The sequence below is a fragment of the Burkholderia sp. Ac-20384 genome, assembly GCF_017104605.1.
Classification (GTDB): Bacteria; Pseudomonadota; Gammaproteobacteria; order Burkholderiales; family Burkholderiaceae; genus Burkholderia; species Burkholderia lata.
Genome location: NZ_JAAGPE010000022.1, coordinates 14463 through 29841, shown reverse-complemented (window position 1 = coordinate 29841; position 15379 = coordinate 14463). Strand labels below are relative to the sequence as shown.

Genomic DNA, 15379 nt, shown 5'->3' with positions numbered 1-15379 from the left:
CGCCACGAAAACATGGACGACGTTCAATTTCAATTGCAGCAAGCGGATGCCGGCGCGCATCCGGCGGGGGCGTACGACGCGACCACGCGGCTCGCCGCGAGCTGGTACGTCGCGATGCGCTCGGACGAGCTCAAGGACAAGCCGGTTGAGTTGACGCTCTTCGGCCGGCCGTGCGTGGCGTGGCGCGGCGCGAGAGGGCGGGCCGTGGTGATGGACCGCCACTGCTCGCACCTCGGCGCGAACCTGGCCGACGGGCAGGTGAAGGACGGGTGCATCCAGTGCCCGTTTCACCATTGGCGGTACGACGAGCAGGGCCAGTGCGTTCACATTCCCGGCCACAGCACGGAGGTGCGCCGGCTGGAGCCTGTCCCGCGCGGGGCGCGCCAGCCGACGTTGGTTACCGTCGAGCGATACGGCTACGTGTGGGTCTGGTACGGCTCCCCGCAGCCGCTGCATCCGCTGCCTGAAATCGCCGCGGCCGACGTCGACAACGGCGACTTCATGCACCTGCACTTCGCGTTCGAGACGACGACGGCGGTCTTGCGGATCGTCGAGAACTTCTACGACGCGCAGCATGCGCACCCCGTCCACGCGCTCCCGATCTCGGCGTTCGAGCTCAAGCTCTTCGACGACTGGCGCCCGTGGCCGGAGGTCGAGTCGCTGGCGCGGGCGGGCGCGTGGTTCGGCGCCGGGATCGACTTCACCGTGAACCGGTACTTCGGGCCGCTCGGCATGCTGTCGCGTGCGCTCGGGCTGAACATGTCGCAGATGAACCTGCACTTCGACGGCTACCCCGGCGGGTGCGTCATGACCGTCGCGCTGGACGGTGAAGCCAAATACAAGCTGCTCCAGTGCGTGACGCCGGTGAGCGACGGCAAGAACGTCATGCACATGCTCATCTCGATCAGGAAGGCGGGCGGCCCCCTGCGCCGTGCGATCGACTACGTGCTGTTCGGGCTGCAGACCCGGCAGGCCGCGGGGTACGACGTCAAGATCTGGAACGGGATGAAGCCGGACGGCGGCGGCGCGTACAGCAAGTACGACAAGCTCGTGCTCAAGTACCGCGCGTTTTACCGGGGGTGGGTCGATCGTGTCGTCGCAGGTGAGCGGCAGGGCGTGAGTCGAAGGTCCTAGTCGAGCCGGCCTCGTCGCGGTCGTGTCGTTTCGTCAGGGGTTCGTGAACCTGGCGCGGGGCGTCGCGTTCAGCGGTGCGATCGTTGACGGGGCAGCAGGTTCGAGTGCCAAACGCCGACGAGGCGCTTTCGTGCAACTGCGTCGTGCATCGGAAGATCGGTCCGAACCTCGTGGTCTGGCTCCCTGCGGGAGACCGACCCGCCTTCGACAGATCTTCCTTCATCTCCTGCGGCGGACGCAGTTCATTCGATCCCTTCCATGATCATCAGATCGGCGACCGCCTTGCCATCGCGAAATGACTTTGCCGCTTGATATTCCGGCGAGTTGTAGCACGCCAGCGCTGTTTCCATGCTGTCAAACTCGATCACCACGTTTCGGGGCCGCTGCTGCCCTTCCCGATGCCGAGTGAACCCGCCTCTCGCCAGGTCTGGAAAGACGTCGCGGTGCATCCCCTTCATCAAGACGATCTGAGCGATTTCGGCGGATATCGCGCGAACCGCAATGGTCTCGCGACGCCTGCCGGCATCTCGGTGCTTCGACCAGACTCGGGACGGACAAGACGGCGCGCTCCGGCACGCCCGACTCGAACGGCATTGCTGCAGTACATGCAGCATGACTCTGCATGGGCTGCCATTGATCATCACGGTTCGAGTGCTTACTGTAGATGCAGATGGCTTCATTCCCGGAATACAAGGAGCAGACGAATGGCATTGACGGTTCGGATCGCTGGAACAGGCGACGTGGAAGTACTGGAATGTCTCGAGGTCGGCCGCGAGCGCCCGGGGCCGGGCGAAGTCTGGCTCGAGCAAGAGGCGATCGGTGTCAACCCGCTCGATCTCAATCAACGCCGGGGAGATGCGCCGGTGACGCTGCCGTCGGGCCTCGGTCTCGAGGGCGCCGGCATCGTTGCTGAAGTGGGCGATGGCGTCGCCGATTTCCGCGTGGGGGACCGTGTCGGTTATGCGACCGGCCCGCTGGGCGCCTATGCAAGCGGCAGACGATATCCGGCGGAGCGACTGGTCGCGCTTCCGGACGCCGTCAGTTTTGACGACGCGGCTGCCGTACTGTTCAAGGGGATCACCGCGCAGTATCTGCTGACCACGACCTTCCCGGTTCGCGACGGCAGTGTAGTCGTCATCTACGGCGCAGCCGGAGCGCTCGGCCAGATCATGGTCCCTTGGGCCAAGCATCTGGGCGCGCATGTGATTGGCGTCGTGTCGCGATCGGAGAGCGTCGAGCGTGCCCGCCAGGCCGGTTGCGATCATGTGCTGGTGTTCGACGCGGCAACACTGGGCGAACAGGTGACCGACATCACCGAAGGCCGGAAAGCGGACGTGGTGTACGACGGTGTGGGGAAGGTGTCCTTCGATGCCTCGCTCGACTGCCTTCGTCCGCGAGGGCTCATGGTTTCGTTTGGCGCGACCTCCGGCGCACCGTCGCCCGTCAGCGTGTCGACGTTGAACGCAAAGGGTTCCCTGTATCTGACTCGGCCGTCGCTGGCCGCGCATACGGCGTCGGCCGACGTGTATCGGCAGCGTGCTCATGCGGTGCTCGACGCGATCCGGGCGGGGTTCATTCGCGCCAATCCGCGGCACATATTCCCGCTCGCCGATGTGCGGAAAGCCCACGCACTGCTGCAGCAGGGTAAAACGGAAGGGGCCGTTATACTGAAACCCTGAAATTACTGGAAGCCGATTCAACGGCGACGTATGTCATCTGCCACCACGATGAGTGCATTCGGAAGTCAGTACGCGGATCAAATCGGCGCGCTGCTGGCCTTGCATGACGGCGGTACGTTTGCGCAGGCCGGGAAGATTCTGCAACGACATCCGACCGTGATTTCGAAGCGTGTCTCGGAGCTCGAGGCGAGGCTTGGCGTCCGGCTGGTCGAGCGATCGACACGGCATGTCCGCTTTACCGAAGCGGGAGCCCGCTTCATCCAGCGATTGCGCGAAGCGGAGGCGGTACTGACGGACGCTGAACGGGAAGCCTCTGAAACGGCGATTCGGGCGACGGGGTCGCTTCGTCTCGCCGTCCCGAGCGCGCTCGGGCGGATGTGGCTGGCGCCATTGATTGCCGAGTTTGCATTGGCCCATCCCGATCTGATCGTTCACGTGGAATACTCGGAACAGTTTGCGGACATCATCGGCGAGGGTTTCGACGCGGCGATTCGTGTGGGCAGCCTGCACGACAGCGTGCTACGAGCCAGGAAGCTCTGCGACCACCAAAGGATTCTCTGTGCTTCACCGGCGTATTTGCGGGCGCGTGGGGTACCGGAAACGCCGCGTGATTTGAGTCGCCACAATTGTCTCGGGTTCACCGGTCTTGCCACCTATCCCGCGTGGAAGCTCTCGAACGGAAGCCAGACGGAGGCGGTTACCGTGCGCGGCAACCTCTCCAGTAACGAGAACTCGACCTTGCTTCTCGCCGCGGTGCGCGGGGTGGGCATCGTGGCTGGCGGCGACTGGCTGATGAGCAGGGATCTCGCATCGGGGCGGCTCGTCAGGGTGCTGCCGCAATGGCATCTCGACGAGCGTTCGGGCGTGTACCTGGTGACGCCGTCGATCAAGCACACGCCGGCGAAGTTGAAGCTTTTCAAGCAATGGATCGAGGCGCAGTTCACGCCAAAGCCGCCGTGGGCATCGGTGTGACATCGGCGGACGCTGCCTCGTGAACGATCGCGTACTCGAGGCCGTGCAAGGAATCGGGCATGCAGTTCGTGCATCGCGCGCGATCGCTGCGGCCGTGACCGATGGGTTGAAGGGATCGCGCGTATCGGCACCCCCGATGGCTCTGGTTCAATCTTCCTTGCCGTTGAAGATGCTTTCAAATTGACACGCGGCAACCGGGCCACGCACAACACAACGTGTGATCGACGTACGTCCGGCCCTGGTTTCAATCGCTGCTGGCCGCGGCACCGGTCTGGCAAATCTTGTGGATCAGGCGCCGCATCGCCCGGTGCCCCGGATCTGCATTGAAGCGCGGGTGCCATGCCTGCGAGATCGTGATGCGCGACGTGGTCACCGGCAGTTCGCGCAGCTCCATGTCATGTCGCGCCTTCTCGGTCAGTCGATCCGCGACCGTCGCGATCAGATCCGTATTCCGTGCAATGGCGAGCGCTTCCATGAAGGTCGGTGCGACTGCCTGGATGCGGCGGGAGAGGCCCAGCTTGCCGAGTTCGATGTCAACCGGCCCGACCAGCAATCCTCGACGCGAGACCGTCACGTGCCCGTACTTCGCAAAGTCTTCCGGGCTGACGCGCTTCTTTTTCGCCAGTGGATGTCCGGCACGGAAAACCGCGACGAAGCGGTCATGAAGCAGCGTCTGCCGAACGATCTCCGGCCCGAGGTCGTCGATCACGCCGATGTCCAGGTCGATCAGCCCTTCCCGTAGCGCGACGATATCCTGCCGCCCTTGCGCAGTGAAGCGAATGGTCACGAGCGGCGCGATCTTCTGAAGCGATTGCAGCACGTCAGGGCCGAGTGTCCCGATCGCGCCGTCGTCCGCCCGGATCGTGAAGGTTCGGCGCAGGTCCTGGAAATCGAACGTTTCGGTCTTGTGCAGCAGGTCGGTGGCCTGCTGTACGACCGCATGCACTCCTTCGCGCAATGCTTCCGCGCGAGGTGTCGGCACCAGTCCTCGTCCGGCGCGGACGAACAGCGGGTCGCCGATCATGTCGCGAATCCGGTTCAACGTGCGGCTCATGGCGGGCACGCTCAAATTCAGCCGCTCGGCGGCGGCCGTCACGCTGCCCTCGGTAAGAAGGGCGTCGAGGGCCAGCAGCAGGTTGAAGTCGATGGATTGCATTTTGGGTAACTATGGCTTGTCGCTGAGATGATTTTTGCAAGCGGTGGAATGATCGGAGATTCGGGCATTTCCTGCAAGCAGGAACGATCGCGGGGGCATTGCGCCGTCCCGCCGCTTCAGGGCGACCCAGGCGCGTCGACGTGCGGGCCGACCGTGTCTGTCGATCCGGCTGGCCTGGCTGGGCGCTCGTCCATGCCGGGCGCGCGTCGAAACGGCACGCGTGGATTGCCGATTTCGCAACTATTACTTATCACCTGATCTATTCATGCAATCCATCCGGTGATCCAGGATTGAGCCAACTCATCCAACCGGAGATTGAAAATCGACACGCTCCTCGACTCGCGGCATCCGGAGGCGGCGACACACCGCTTTTTCCGCGATGACGTCGACAACCAACACAGTCGCGGTGACGCTTGCCGTTCGCGCGGCCCGCTCGCCGGAGCGGCACTGAGCGCCATCGTTGCCGCCATGCTGGCCGGTTGCGCGAGCGGCAACGACGTGCAGCCGTCGCTTGCCGCATACGATCCGGCATCGCTCGATGCCGGCCACGCGATTGCCGCGGCCGCGCAGTCCGCCGCCACGAACGCAGCCGCGCCGAAGTGGTGGGCCGTATTCGGCGATGCGCAACTCGATGCGCTGATGGACGCGGCCGAACGCGATGCCCCGTCGATCCAGATGGCGCAGGCGCGGCTGCGCGCGGCGTCCGCGGCCGGCGCGGCATCGGCTGCGAACCTGCTGCCGACGATCGACGGATCGGCATCGGCCAGCATCGACCGGTTTCCCGGCCACTACACCTATTCGGCGCGGTACGCGGACAACACCGGCAGCGACGGCGCGATCGGCGCGGATCTGCGCTATCACCTCGATTTCTGGGGCAAATGGCGCAAGGCCGCGGAGGCGGCGCAGTTCCGGCGCGACGCCGCCGGTTTCGAAGCGGCGGACGCGAAGCTCGTGCTCCAGACGTCGCTCGCCGCCGCGTGGCTGACGCTCGATGCCGCGTATCGCGAGCGCGACGTCGCGGTGCAGGGCCTCGCGCGCCGGGATGGCGTGCTGCATCTGCTGGAGGTCCGCCGCAAATCCGGCCTCTCGACCGACATCAATGCGGCCGTCGCGCGCGAAGCGGCCACGCAGACGCGCGCGGAGATCGCACGCGACGACGACCGGATCGCACGGCTGCGTCATGAAATCGCGGCGCTGCTCGGCAAGACACCCGCGTTCGCGGACACGCTCGCGCGCCCGTCCCTGCGGCATGCGGCGGACCCCGCGCCGCTGTCGAACGTCCCTGCGACGCTGCTCGGCTACCGGCCGGACGTCGCCGCACGGCGCAGTGCCGTCGAAGCCGCGGCGAAGGAAATCGGCGTGGCGAAGGCCGCGTTCTATCCGGACGTGAACCTGGTTGCGTTCGCGGGATTCCAGAGCCTCGGCATCGGCTACCTGCTGCGCGCGAGCAGTGCGAGCGCGAGCGCCGGCCCGGCCGTGACGCTGCCGATCTTCGAAGGCGGGCGCTTGCGCGCCAATCTCGCGGGTCGCGTCGCCGAATACGACGAAGCGGTTGGCGCCTACAACGCGACGGTCGTCGCGGCGCTCCAGCAGGTTGCGGACGGTATCGCGGCAGTGAAGGCCGCGCGGCAGCGCCGGCAGGAGGCGCTGGCGGCCGAAAGCCACTGGGCGCATGTCGTCGAGCTGCAACGCGCCCGACAGCGCAGCGGCCTTGCCGATGCGAACGATCTGCTCGCCACCGAAACGGCCTGGCTGGTCAGCCAGCGACGCACGGCCGAGATCGACGCCGAGGTCTCGAGCGCGCAGATCTCGCTGGTCCGGGCACTTGGCGGTGCATGGGCACCGGCTTCCTCCGTTATTTCCGCACAGGCTGATCATGACTGACACCCATCAAACTTCCCCCACGCCCGCTTCGACGACCCGTCGCCGACGGATGACCGTCATCGGCGGCGTACTGATCGTCGCCGCCGTCGCATGGGGCGCGTGGCATCTGTTTTCCGGCGATACGACGCGCTCGACCGACAACGCCTACGTCAACGGTCACGTAGTCATGATCACGCCGCAGGTCGCCGGCTCCGTGGCCGCCGTGCTTGCCGACAATTCGCAGCGTATCGAGGCCGGCCAGACGCTGGTCGAGATCGATTCCAGCGATGCGCGCATCGCGCTCGACTCCGCTCAGGCCGAACTCGCCCGGACGATCCGCCGCGTGCGCGGGCTGTTCGCAACCGAGGCGCAGGCCGTGGCGATGGTCGAATTGCGGCAGGCCGAACTCAATCGCGCCAGGGCCGACCTGCGCGCGCGTCAGGGCATCGTCGGGCAGGGCGCGGTGACCGAGGAGGATGCGCGCCATGCAGCCGACACGGTACGGACCGCGCAGGCGGCCGTCACCGCGGCAGAACAGGCGCATGCCGAGGCGCTTGCCCAGATTCGCGGCACCGACGTCGACGATCACCCGGACGTTCGCGTCGCGCTCGAGCGGGTTCGCGCCGCAGCGCTCGCCGTCGAGCGCACGACGATCCGCTCGCCGGTGTCCGGCATGGTCGCGCAGCGCAGCGTGCAGCTCGGCAAGCGCGTGGCGGTCGGCGATCGCCTGATGGCCGTCGTGCCGCTCGACCGCTTGTGGGTCGACGCGAACTTCAAGGAGGTGCAGCTCGACGGTATTTGCGCGGGGCAGCCGGCAACCGTCAAGGCCGATATCTACGGTAGCCGGATGACTTACCACGGCACGGTGGAAGAGATCGAGGCCGGCAGTGGCGCGGCGTTCTCGCTGCTGCCCGCGCAGAACGCCACCGGCAACTGGATCAAGGTCGTGCAACGCGTACCGGTCCGCATCCGGCTGAATCCCGACGAGGTCGCGCGCCATCCGCTTCGAATCGGCCTGTCGGCCGAAGTCGACGTGGATACCAGCCGATGCCCGTCCGGCAAGGACATCAAGCGGGCCGTGTCGGCCGAGCGCAGCGCGCTCTACGCGGAGCAGCAGAAGGCCGCCGACCGGCATGCCGCCGACGCCATCGCGGACAGCGCCGGAGAGCGGAAATGACGGCCGCCGCCCTCCGGCCCATCGAACCCCTGTCGGGGGCGACCCTGATCCTCGCAGCGGCCGCCGTCAGTCTTGCTTCTTTCATGGCGGTGGTCGACATCACGATCGCCAACGTATCGATTCCGACGATTTCCGGCAACCTGGGCGTGAGCCCGGAGATCGGCGAATGGGCGATCACGTTCTTTGCCATCGCCAACTCGATCTGTATTCCGCTCACCGGCTGGCTGTCGCGGCGGTTCGGGCAGGTTCGGCTCTTCGTGATGTCGGTCGCGGCGTTCACGGTCGCGTCGGTGATGTGCGGGCTTGCGCCGAACTTCGAGTCGTTGCTGATCGCGCGCGTGCTGCAGGGAATGGTGTCCGGGCCGATCGTGCCGTTGTGCCAGGCGCTCCTCGTCGCGATCTTTCCGCCGAACAAGCGCACGTTTGCCGTCGCGATGTGGGCGATGACGAACATGGCCGGCCCCGTGGCCGGACCGGTGCTCGGCGGCTGGATCACGGACGACTACAGCTGGCCCTGGATCTTTCTCGTGAACGCGCCGGTCGGCGTGTTCGTCGTCGTCGCGACGATGGTCCTGTTCAAGGGCCGCGATACGCCGGCGGCGAAGCTGCCTGTCGACGTCGTCGGCCTCGCGTTCCTCGCGGTCGCGGTCGGCTGCCTGCAGATCACTCTGGATAGAGGGCGCATTCTCGACTGGTTCGCTTCGCCGGTGATCGTCACGACGGCCACGCTTTCTGCGCTCGGTTTCATCTTCTTCGTCGTCTGGGAGCTCGGCGAGAAGCATCCGATCATCGATCTGCATCTGTTCAGGCATCGCAACTTCACGATGGGGACGATCGCGGTCGGCGTCGGGTTCGGGTTGTACTTCGCGGCGCTCGTGCTGATTCCGCTGTGGCTGCAGACCGACATGGGCTACAACGCGACGTGGGCCGGCCTCGTCACCGCGCCGATGGGCGTGTTCGGCATCCTGCTCGCGCCGCTGCTCGGCAGGTGGGTGCAGCGCGGCGACGCCCGCGTGTTCGCCAGTCTTGCGTTCGTTGCGTGGGCACTCGTCGCGTGGTGGCGCTCGTCGATGACGACGGACGTGGGCGCCGGCACGATCGCGTTGACCTGTCTCGCGCAGGGCGTCGGCATCGGGATGTTCCTCACGCCGCTCGTCGCGCTGTCGCTCGCGGGCCTTCCGCCCGAGCGCGTGGCGGCCGCATCGGGGCTCCAGACGGCGATTCGCATGATGTCCGGCAGCCTCGTCGCGTCGCTTGCGCAGACGTACTGGGACCGGCGCTCGCGCGTGTACCAGAACGCGCTCGTCGATACGCTGACGCCATACCACGACCGCGTGACCGGCGCGATCGATGCGTTGCATTCGGGCGGCGTGTCCGGCGAGCAGGCGTGGGCGGTGGTGTGGCACGCGCTGATCGTGCAGGCCAACATGCTGTCGCTCAACGATTTCTTCCTGATATCGAGCCTCGGTTTCACGCTGTCGATCGGAATCGTCTGGCTCGCCCGGTCGCCGAAGAAGGCGCACTGACTCGGCGGCGCCGCGGCCGGCCAGTGCGGCGGCCGCTTCGTCGCTGCGTTCGTTTCATCCGTTTCGGTTTGAATTTCCGACTATGCAGGAGTCCATCATGGATCTTCAGTTTTTCCGACGCTCGCCTCGCGAGCGAGTGAACGCGATCGTGCTTCAGGCCATCGAAGTCACGCCCCGCATGAGGCGGCTGGTGCTCGGCGGCCCCGATCTTGCCGCATGGCTCGAATCGGACGGCGTCGGCAATCCCGCCGCATGGGTCAAGGTATTTCCCGCCGGTCGGGAAGGGCGTGCCTATACGATTCGCCGCGTCGACGCGACGGCTGGCACGCTCGACATCGACTTCGTGCTGCACGGCGACCAGGGTGACGACGGGGCCGTGTCGGACTGGGCGCGCCTCGCACGCAGAGGGGATCAGGTCGGCATCGCCGGGCCGCGTCATGGCGGGTTCGATCTGCAATCCGATACAAGGTGGATCTGGCTTGCCGCCGATGCCAGTGCGCTGGCCGCCGCTCAATCGATCCTGGAGAGCCTGCCTCGGGGCCTGCACGCGCACGCGCTGCTTGTCGTCGACGACGAGGGGGAGCGACAGCCGGTGCAGTCCGGCGCGCATGTCGATATCCAGTGGCGTTACGCGTTCGAACGCGCGTATTCGCTCGAAGCGACCGATCCGCTGCTGACGACGATCGCGTCGTTGCGCGGCGCGGGGCAGGTCTGGATGGCCGGCGAAGCGACCTGGGTCAGGAACTGGCGTGCGTTCTGGCTGGAGCATCAGAACGTCGACCGGTCGCGCGTCGTCAGCAAGGGTTACTGGAAGGTCGGCTCGCGCGACCATCGCGACTGACGCGCGGCATCGAGTATCCGGAGCCGGGTCAGCGACCCGGCTCCGGAGGCGCGAAATGGCGCCACACGCTTGTTTTTCCCGTCGTATTCTCGATGTCGTCCAGCACGGCCTCGTGCGCGGCCATTTCGCCGTCCGTGGCTAAGACCACGGGCAATTCCAGCGCGGCTCGACGGATCGCGGGCATCGTGCGGCAGGCATCGGCGGGCTCGTCGACAGCCGGCTCGACGAGCAGGCTTTCCTGGCCGCGCGTCATCGCGATGTATACGCCGGCGAGCAGTTCGGCGTCGATCAGTCCGCCATGCAGCGTCCGATGCGTATTGTCGATCTCCAGGCGCTCGCATAACGCGTCGAGTGAATTCCGCTTGCCGGGAAACATCTGCCTGGCGAGCGCGAGCGTATCGATGATCCTGCGGCAATGCGCGGCCAGCAGCGGCAGGCCGGCCCGTCTCAGTTCGGCATCGAGAAAGCCGACGTCAAAAGGTGCGTTGTGGATGATCACGTCGGCATCGCGGACGAATGCCAGGAGGTCGATGGCGATTTCCTCGAACCGTGGCTTGTCACGCAGGAACCCGGTGGTCAACCCGTGGACGGCGAGCGCTTCCGGATCGCTGTCGCGATCGGCATTGACGTAGAAATGCCGCGTGTTGCCGGTCAACCGCCGGTTCACGAGTTCCACACACCCGATTTCGACGATGCGGTCGCCGTTGCGCGCGTTCAGGCCGGTGGTTTCAGTGTCGAGAATGATCTGTCGCATCGAAGCAGATGTCGTGCTGGAGGACGGTGGGCGGGCGGTCGGTTACCGAAGTGCGTATTGGCACGCGTTCAGGTAGCCGAATACGGCACATTCGATGCGGCGGCCAAGGAACGACGGATCTGCCTCGCCGGCATCGTTCGCGGCGTCCACGATGCCGGCGACGATGGCGACGATGTCCCGCGCGACCACCTCCGCCTCATTCACCTGCAGACGATCGTCGTTGTCGAGGACGTTCCGGATCATCGAACGGACCGGGCCTTCGCATCGAGAATCGGCAGATCCGCGCGCGCGCGCTGCGCCGGCATTCGCCATGGTTTCCAGTACGCGAAGCCGGGCACGATGGGTAGCGAAGGCCAGTACGAGATGTCTTATCCCGGCGCGACCGGCCGCATGGGCATGCCGGCCGGCCAGATCCGTCACCAGTGCGTCGGTCTCGATCTCGACCAGCGTCCACGTGATGGCATCCTTGTTCGGAAAGTACTGGTACAGCGATCCGATGCTGATGCCCGCCGTGCGGGCAATTTCGTTGGTGGTGTATCCGCGCGGGCCTTGCTCGGTCCATACCTTGCGCGCCGCGGCGAGGATGTCGTCGAAGGTCTTGGCGGAACGGTCCTGGCTCGGTCGCTTTCTGGGTTGCCAGGAAGCATCGGCAAGCGGGTCGGTCATGGATGAAGGTCCCGGTTCGGTTGTGCGGTGTTCGACGGCGGCTTCCGGAGCATCCGCGACAGGGCGTTCAGTGCGTGGTCGGGGCTCGTGAACGATGACGGGACAGTGTCGTGACGCGCCTGATATTCGATCCGTCCGTCGGACAGCCCGCGCTCGCTGATGACCAGTCGATGCGGGATACCGATCAATTCCCAGTCGGCGAACATCGCACCGGGCCGCTCGCACCTGTCGTCGACGATGACGTCGATGCCGTTCGCGATCAACGCGTCGTAGAGGCGATCGGTGTGCTCGCGCACGATTGCCGTGCGGTGGTAGGCAATTGGACACAGAACGACTTCGAAAGGGGCAATGGTGTGCGGCCATACGATGCCGCGATCGTCGTAGTGCTGTTCGACCGCAGCGGCGAGTATTCTGGAAATGCCGATCCCATAGCAGCCCATCATCATCGGCAGGTGAACACCGTTTTCGTCGAGGCAGGTCGCGCGCATCGCGTCCGAGTACCGGGTTCCGAGCTGGAACACGTGGCCGACTTCAATCCCGCGGCAAATCTCGAGGCGCCCGCCTCCGTCCGGCGAGGGGTCGCCTGCGCATACTTCGCGAATGTCGGCGACGAAATCCGGCTCGGGAAGATCGCGTCCCCAGTTGACTCCGCAGAAATGCTGGCCGCGTTCATTGGCGCCGGTCACGAAATCGCTCATGTTGGCGACGGTTCGGTCGGCCATGATCCTGACCGGCTTTGCGGGCGATATCGGGCCGATGTGTTCGCGCGACGCGCCGATCGTGGCGCGAACCTCCGCATCCGACGCGATGCGGAAGCCGGACAGCATCGGCAATTTTTCAGCCTTGACGTCGTTGAATGCGTGGTCGCCTCGCAGCAGCAACAGCCAGATGGATGGCGCGCGATCGGTAGCGCCGGGCACGGCCAGGACGATGCATTTGACGATGCGTTCGAGCGGAATCTCGAGATGCGTCGAAACCGCTGCGCAATCCGGCAAGCCAGGTGTCGCGCGCCGGCGTATCGGCTCGGAGGGCGCGCGTCTCGCAGGTAACAGCGACAGCGCTTCCGCCGCTTCGACATTCGCGGCGTACATCGACGTCGGACAGTATGCGATCCGATCCTCGCCGGTGTCGGTAATCGCCTGGAATTCGTGTGACCCGGTGCCGCCTATCGAGCCGTTGTCGGCGGCAACTGCGCGAAACGTCAGCCCCATGCGGGAGAAGATCCGGTGATAGGCATCGAACATGTTCCGATACGACCGTTTCAGCCCGTCGAGATCCTGGTCGAACGAGTAGGCGTCTTTCATCACGAATTCGCGTCCACGCACGAGGCCGAAGCGCGGGCGTATCTCGTCGCGGAACTTCGTCTGGATCTGATACAGGTTGAGCGGCAATTGGCGATAGCTGCGGATCTGGTGACGGACGAGGTCAGTCACGACTTCCTCGTGGGTCGGGCCGAGCACGAAGTCGCCATGCTTTCGATCCTTGAATCGCAGCAGTTCCGGGCCGTATTCGTTCCAGCGTTCCGATTCCCGCCAGAGTTCGGCAGGCTGAACGACCGGCATCGAGACCTCGAGCGCGCCGGCACGATTCATTTCATCGCGAACGATTCCCTCGATCTTGCGCAGCGAGCGAAGGCCGAGTGGAAGATAGTGATAGATGCCGCCGGCAAGCCGGCGGATCATGCCGGCGCGCATCATCAATCGATGGCTGGCGATTTCCGCGTCTGCCGGAACTTCTTTCAGGGTCTGGATGAAGAAGCGGGATGCTCTCATTGGATACTCCGGAGCGGCATGCATTGCATGCCTGTCTCGTATTGGAAGGGGGCGTGCGTTCGTCGCGCGGCGGTGAGCGACGCGAGCACCAGTCGTTCAGCCGGCGCACAGATCCTTGTAACCGGCCTCGCCGGCTTTCCAATAGCCGACCGAGTGAATGGCAGTCGCGATCGAGGCATGGCGGCGGAGCATCCCCTGCAGGACACCGTGTGCTGTCGCGGTCTCCGCGAATATCCAACCTTCGACGTTGCGCATCGACAGGTTCAGTGCGTCGATCGCTTGCAGCAGATGGGTGCCTGGCGCGGGTTCCTGCGCATTGGCGATCACCGTGACGCAGGTGCGTTCGTTCCGGGGCAGCACATGGCGATCGTCCGGATTGTCGAGCTGGACGACGACCTGCGCATGAACGTGTGCGGGCAACGCCTCGATGAACGTCGCAATGGCCGGGAGGGCCGCGAGGTCCCCAGTCAACAGGATCGAATCCGTAGCCGGATCGATCGCGTATCCGCCACGTGGCCCGGCAATCCGTGCGGTTGCACCCGCGTGGGCGCGTGCGGCCCACGTGGAGAGCGGGCCGTTGCCGTGCATCGCGAAATCGATGGTCATCTCCGATTGGGCGGCGCGATACCGCCGGATCGTCAATGCCCGGCCGATCGATGCGACATCGTTCTCCGGGGTCACGAATACCTTGACTCATTGCGCGATGCCGGTGATTTCGACGTCTTGCAGCGCATCGCCGTGGAATGTCACCCGTCGGATGCCGGGGGATATCTGTTCGACGCGCCTGACGTGTATTTCCCTGAGCTGCCGGTCGACGGGTTGCACGGGATCGATCGGCAGGTGCCGGGCCTGCCTGGACCTGTACGGTGCGAGGCTCCGCTTCGGAAATCGGGCGCCGGCATCCTTCAACAGCGAGCCGCATCGTTGCAGTGTGTCCCGGAAGGGCCCCGCGTCGGCGGGGAGCATCTTTTCCGCATCGGCATCGTCGCGCGAAAGCCGACCGAGTCGCGCAATCATGTCGAGTTCATCCGAGGTGACGTACGGAGAGGCGGGGCCGAGCAACCTCACGTTCGCGGTATTGGACGACATGTAGAGCGACAGTCGCGCAAATGCCGAAATGGCCCGTCCCGTGATATCCATCGATTTAAGGATCCGCACGGCGCATTCGCGGCCCGCCGGGTCCGTACTGAAGTACCGCAATGCCTTCAGGAGTCGAACTTCGTCGGCGGTGCAGTGCTTGTGTATGGGGCGATACGAGCCGGCTCGCGGGCTATCTGGTTGGCTGTCTTGAGTCGAGGCGGCAGCAGTCGGAACGTGGCGATGAGCGTCCATGAGGGTTTCGCGATCGCGGTTGGATCGGAGTGAAGGGTGAGGGCGATTCTCTTTACCGGGCGGCGTGCGGTAAATGCTGCGCAGAGCAATATATCTATGCGCCGGGTGCAAGTGTCTTGCAGGGGGGCGAACGCCGGAACCTCCGCCGTGCGTGCCACGTGCATCCGATGCTGCGGGCCGCGCGTCGGGTCGATCGTCGTTCTGCGTTCGACGGTGCATCGTCCTGCGAAATGTTCGATCGGGAAACGCGGCATCCGGCCGAGTGTGCGACGCATCGCGACCCCGCGCGGGTTCAGGCGCTCGGCCGGCGTGACTACCGTGCCTTCGACAAGCGGCACTTCTCGTGTCGGTATCGGCTGGATGTCGGCGTCTTGCATGAGAGGCAACTGTGGCTTATCAGTGAGACCATCAATGCAAGTAACGAAATCGTCGAAGATCGGGTCATCCAATCCAGAGCAGGAGCGAGAAAGCATGCTGCATCAGATCGCTCGGGCCATGAGCGTCGCG

15 protein-coding genes are annotated in these 15379 nt (G+C 65.3%); 7 read left to right on the top strand and 8 right to left on the bottom strand.

Annotated features, from left to right (window positions below):
* Positions 1 to 12 precede the first annotated feature (12 nt).
* Positions 13 to 1134, top strand: a complete 1122-nt coding sequence (locus G3O00_RS06845) for a Rieske 2Fe-2S domain-containing protein (RefSeq protein WP_206142531.1) — start codon at positions 13 to 15, stop codon at positions 1132 to 1134.
* Positions 1135 to 1376: 242 nt separating this feature from the next.
* On the opposite strand, the gene G3O00_RS06840 is transcribed toward G3O00_RS06845, so the two are convergent.
* Positions 1377 to 1748: a DUF1330 domain-containing protein gene (locus tag G3O00_RS06840; RefSeq protein WP_206142530.1), complete on the bottom strand. Its 372-nt coding sequence runs from the start codon at positions 1746 to 1748 to the stop codon at positions 1377 to 1379.
* A gap of 90 nt (positions 1749 to 1838) precedes the next feature.
* Between G3O00_RS06840 and G3O00_RS06835 the strand changes: the two genes are divergently transcribed.
* Both G3O00_RS06835 and G3O00_RS06830 read left to right on the top strand, forming a co-directional pair.
* On the top strand, positions 1839 to 2813 hold the full coding sequence (locus G3O00_RS06835; protein ID WP_206142529.1) for a quinone oxidoreductase: 975 nt from the start codon (positions 1839 to 1841) through the stop codon (positions 2811 to 2813).
* Between the two features lie 30 nt (positions 2814 to 2843).
* Positions 2844 to 3785: a LysR family transcriptional regulator gene (locus G3O00_RS06830; protein WP_241025006.1), complete on the top strand. Its 942-nt coding sequence runs from the start codon at positions 2844 to 2846 to the stop codon at positions 3783 to 3785.
* 244 nt (positions 3786 to 4029) lie between these two features.
* Here G3O00_RS06830 and G3O00_RS06825 read toward each other — a convergent pair whose 3' ends face one another.
* Entirely contained in the window at positions 4030 to 4941 is a 912-nt protein-coding gene (locus tag G3O00_RS06825) for a LysR family transcriptional regulator (RefSeq protein WP_206142528.1), read from the bottom strand.
* Positions 4942 to 5409: 468 nt separating this feature from the next.
* On the opposite strand from G3O00_RS06825, the gene G3O00_RS06820 reads away from it, so the two are divergent.
* The 4 genes from G3O00_RS06820 (at position 5410) to G3O00_RS06805 (ending at position 10348) form a co-directional block, all read left to right on the top strand.
* Positions 5410 to 6825, top strand: coding sequence for an efflux transporter outer membrane subunit (locus G3O00_RS06820; protein ID WP_206142527.1), 1416 nt, complete (start codon positions 5410 to 5412; stop codon positions 6823 to 6825).
* A gap of 49 nt (positions 6826 to 6874) precedes the next feature.
* Entirely contained in the window at positions 6875 to 7981 is a 1107-nt protein-coding gene (locus G3O00_RS06815; protein ID WP_241025005.1) for an HlyD family efflux transporter periplasmic adaptor subunit, read from the top strand.
* Entirely contained in the window at positions 7978 to 9507 is a 1530-nt protein-coding gene (locus tag G3O00_RS06810; protein ID WP_206142525.1) for a DHA2 family efflux MFS transporter permease subunit, read from the top strand. Before G3O00_RS06815 ends, G3O00_RS06810 begins: the two co-directional genes overlap by 4 nt.
* 97 nt (positions 9508 to 9604) lie before the next feature.
* On the top strand, positions 9605 to 10348 hold the full coding sequence (locus tag G3O00_RS06805) for a siderophore-interacting protein (protein ID WP_206142524.1): 744 nt from the start codon (positions 9605 to 9607) through the stop codon (positions 10346 to 10348).
* Between the two features lie 28 nt (positions 10349 to 10376).
* On the opposite strand, the gene dnaQ is transcribed toward G3O00_RS06805, so the two are convergent.
* The 6 genes from dnaQ to G3O00_RS06775 all read right to left on the bottom strand — a co-directional run bounded on the left by dnaQ (position 10377) and on the right by G3O00_RS06775 (position 15345).
* Positions 10377 to 11102 carry a DNA polymerase III subunit epsilon gene (gene dnaQ / locus G3O00_RS06800; protein ID WP_206142523.1) on the bottom strand — a complete coding sequence of 242 codons (726 nt, stop codon included), beginning with the start codon at positions 11100 to 11102 and terminating at the stop codon, positions 10377 to 10379.
* Positions 11103 to 11144: 42 nt separating this feature from the next.
* Complete coding sequence (locus tag G3O00_RS06795; protein WP_206142522.1) at positions 11145 to 11768, bottom strand: TetR/AcrR family transcriptional regulator; 624 nt, start codon at positions 11766 to 11768, stop codon at positions 11145 to 11147.
* Entirely contained in the window at positions 11765 to 13540 is a 1776-nt protein-coding gene (locus tag G3O00_RS06790; RefSeq protein WP_206142521.1) for a proline--tRNA ligase, read from the bottom strand. Before G3O00_RS06790 ends, G3O00_RS06795 begins: the two co-directional genes overlap by 4 nt.
* A 96-nt stretch (positions 13541 to 13636) precedes the next feature.
* Positions 13637 to 14221 carry a siderophore-interacting protein gene (locus G3O00_RS44085; protein ID WP_206142520.1) on the bottom strand — a complete coding sequence of 195 codons (585 nt, stop codon included), beginning with the start codon at positions 14219 to 14221 and terminating at the stop codon, positions 13637 to 13639.
* Positions 14222 to 14233: 12 nt separating this feature from the next.
* On the bottom strand, positions 14234 to 14680 hold the full coding sequence (locus tag G3O00_RS06780; RefSeq protein ID WP_206142519.1) for a hypothetical protein: 447 nt from the start codon (positions 14678 to 14680) through the stop codon (positions 14234 to 14236).
* A gap of 65 nt (positions 14681 to 14745) precedes the next feature.
* Complete coding sequence (locus G3O00_RS06775; RefSeq protein WP_206142518.1) at positions 14746 to 15345, bottom strand: hypothetical protein; 600 nt, start codon at positions 15343 to 15345, stop codon at positions 14746 to 14748.
* Positions 15346 to 15379 lie beyond the last annotated feature (34 nt).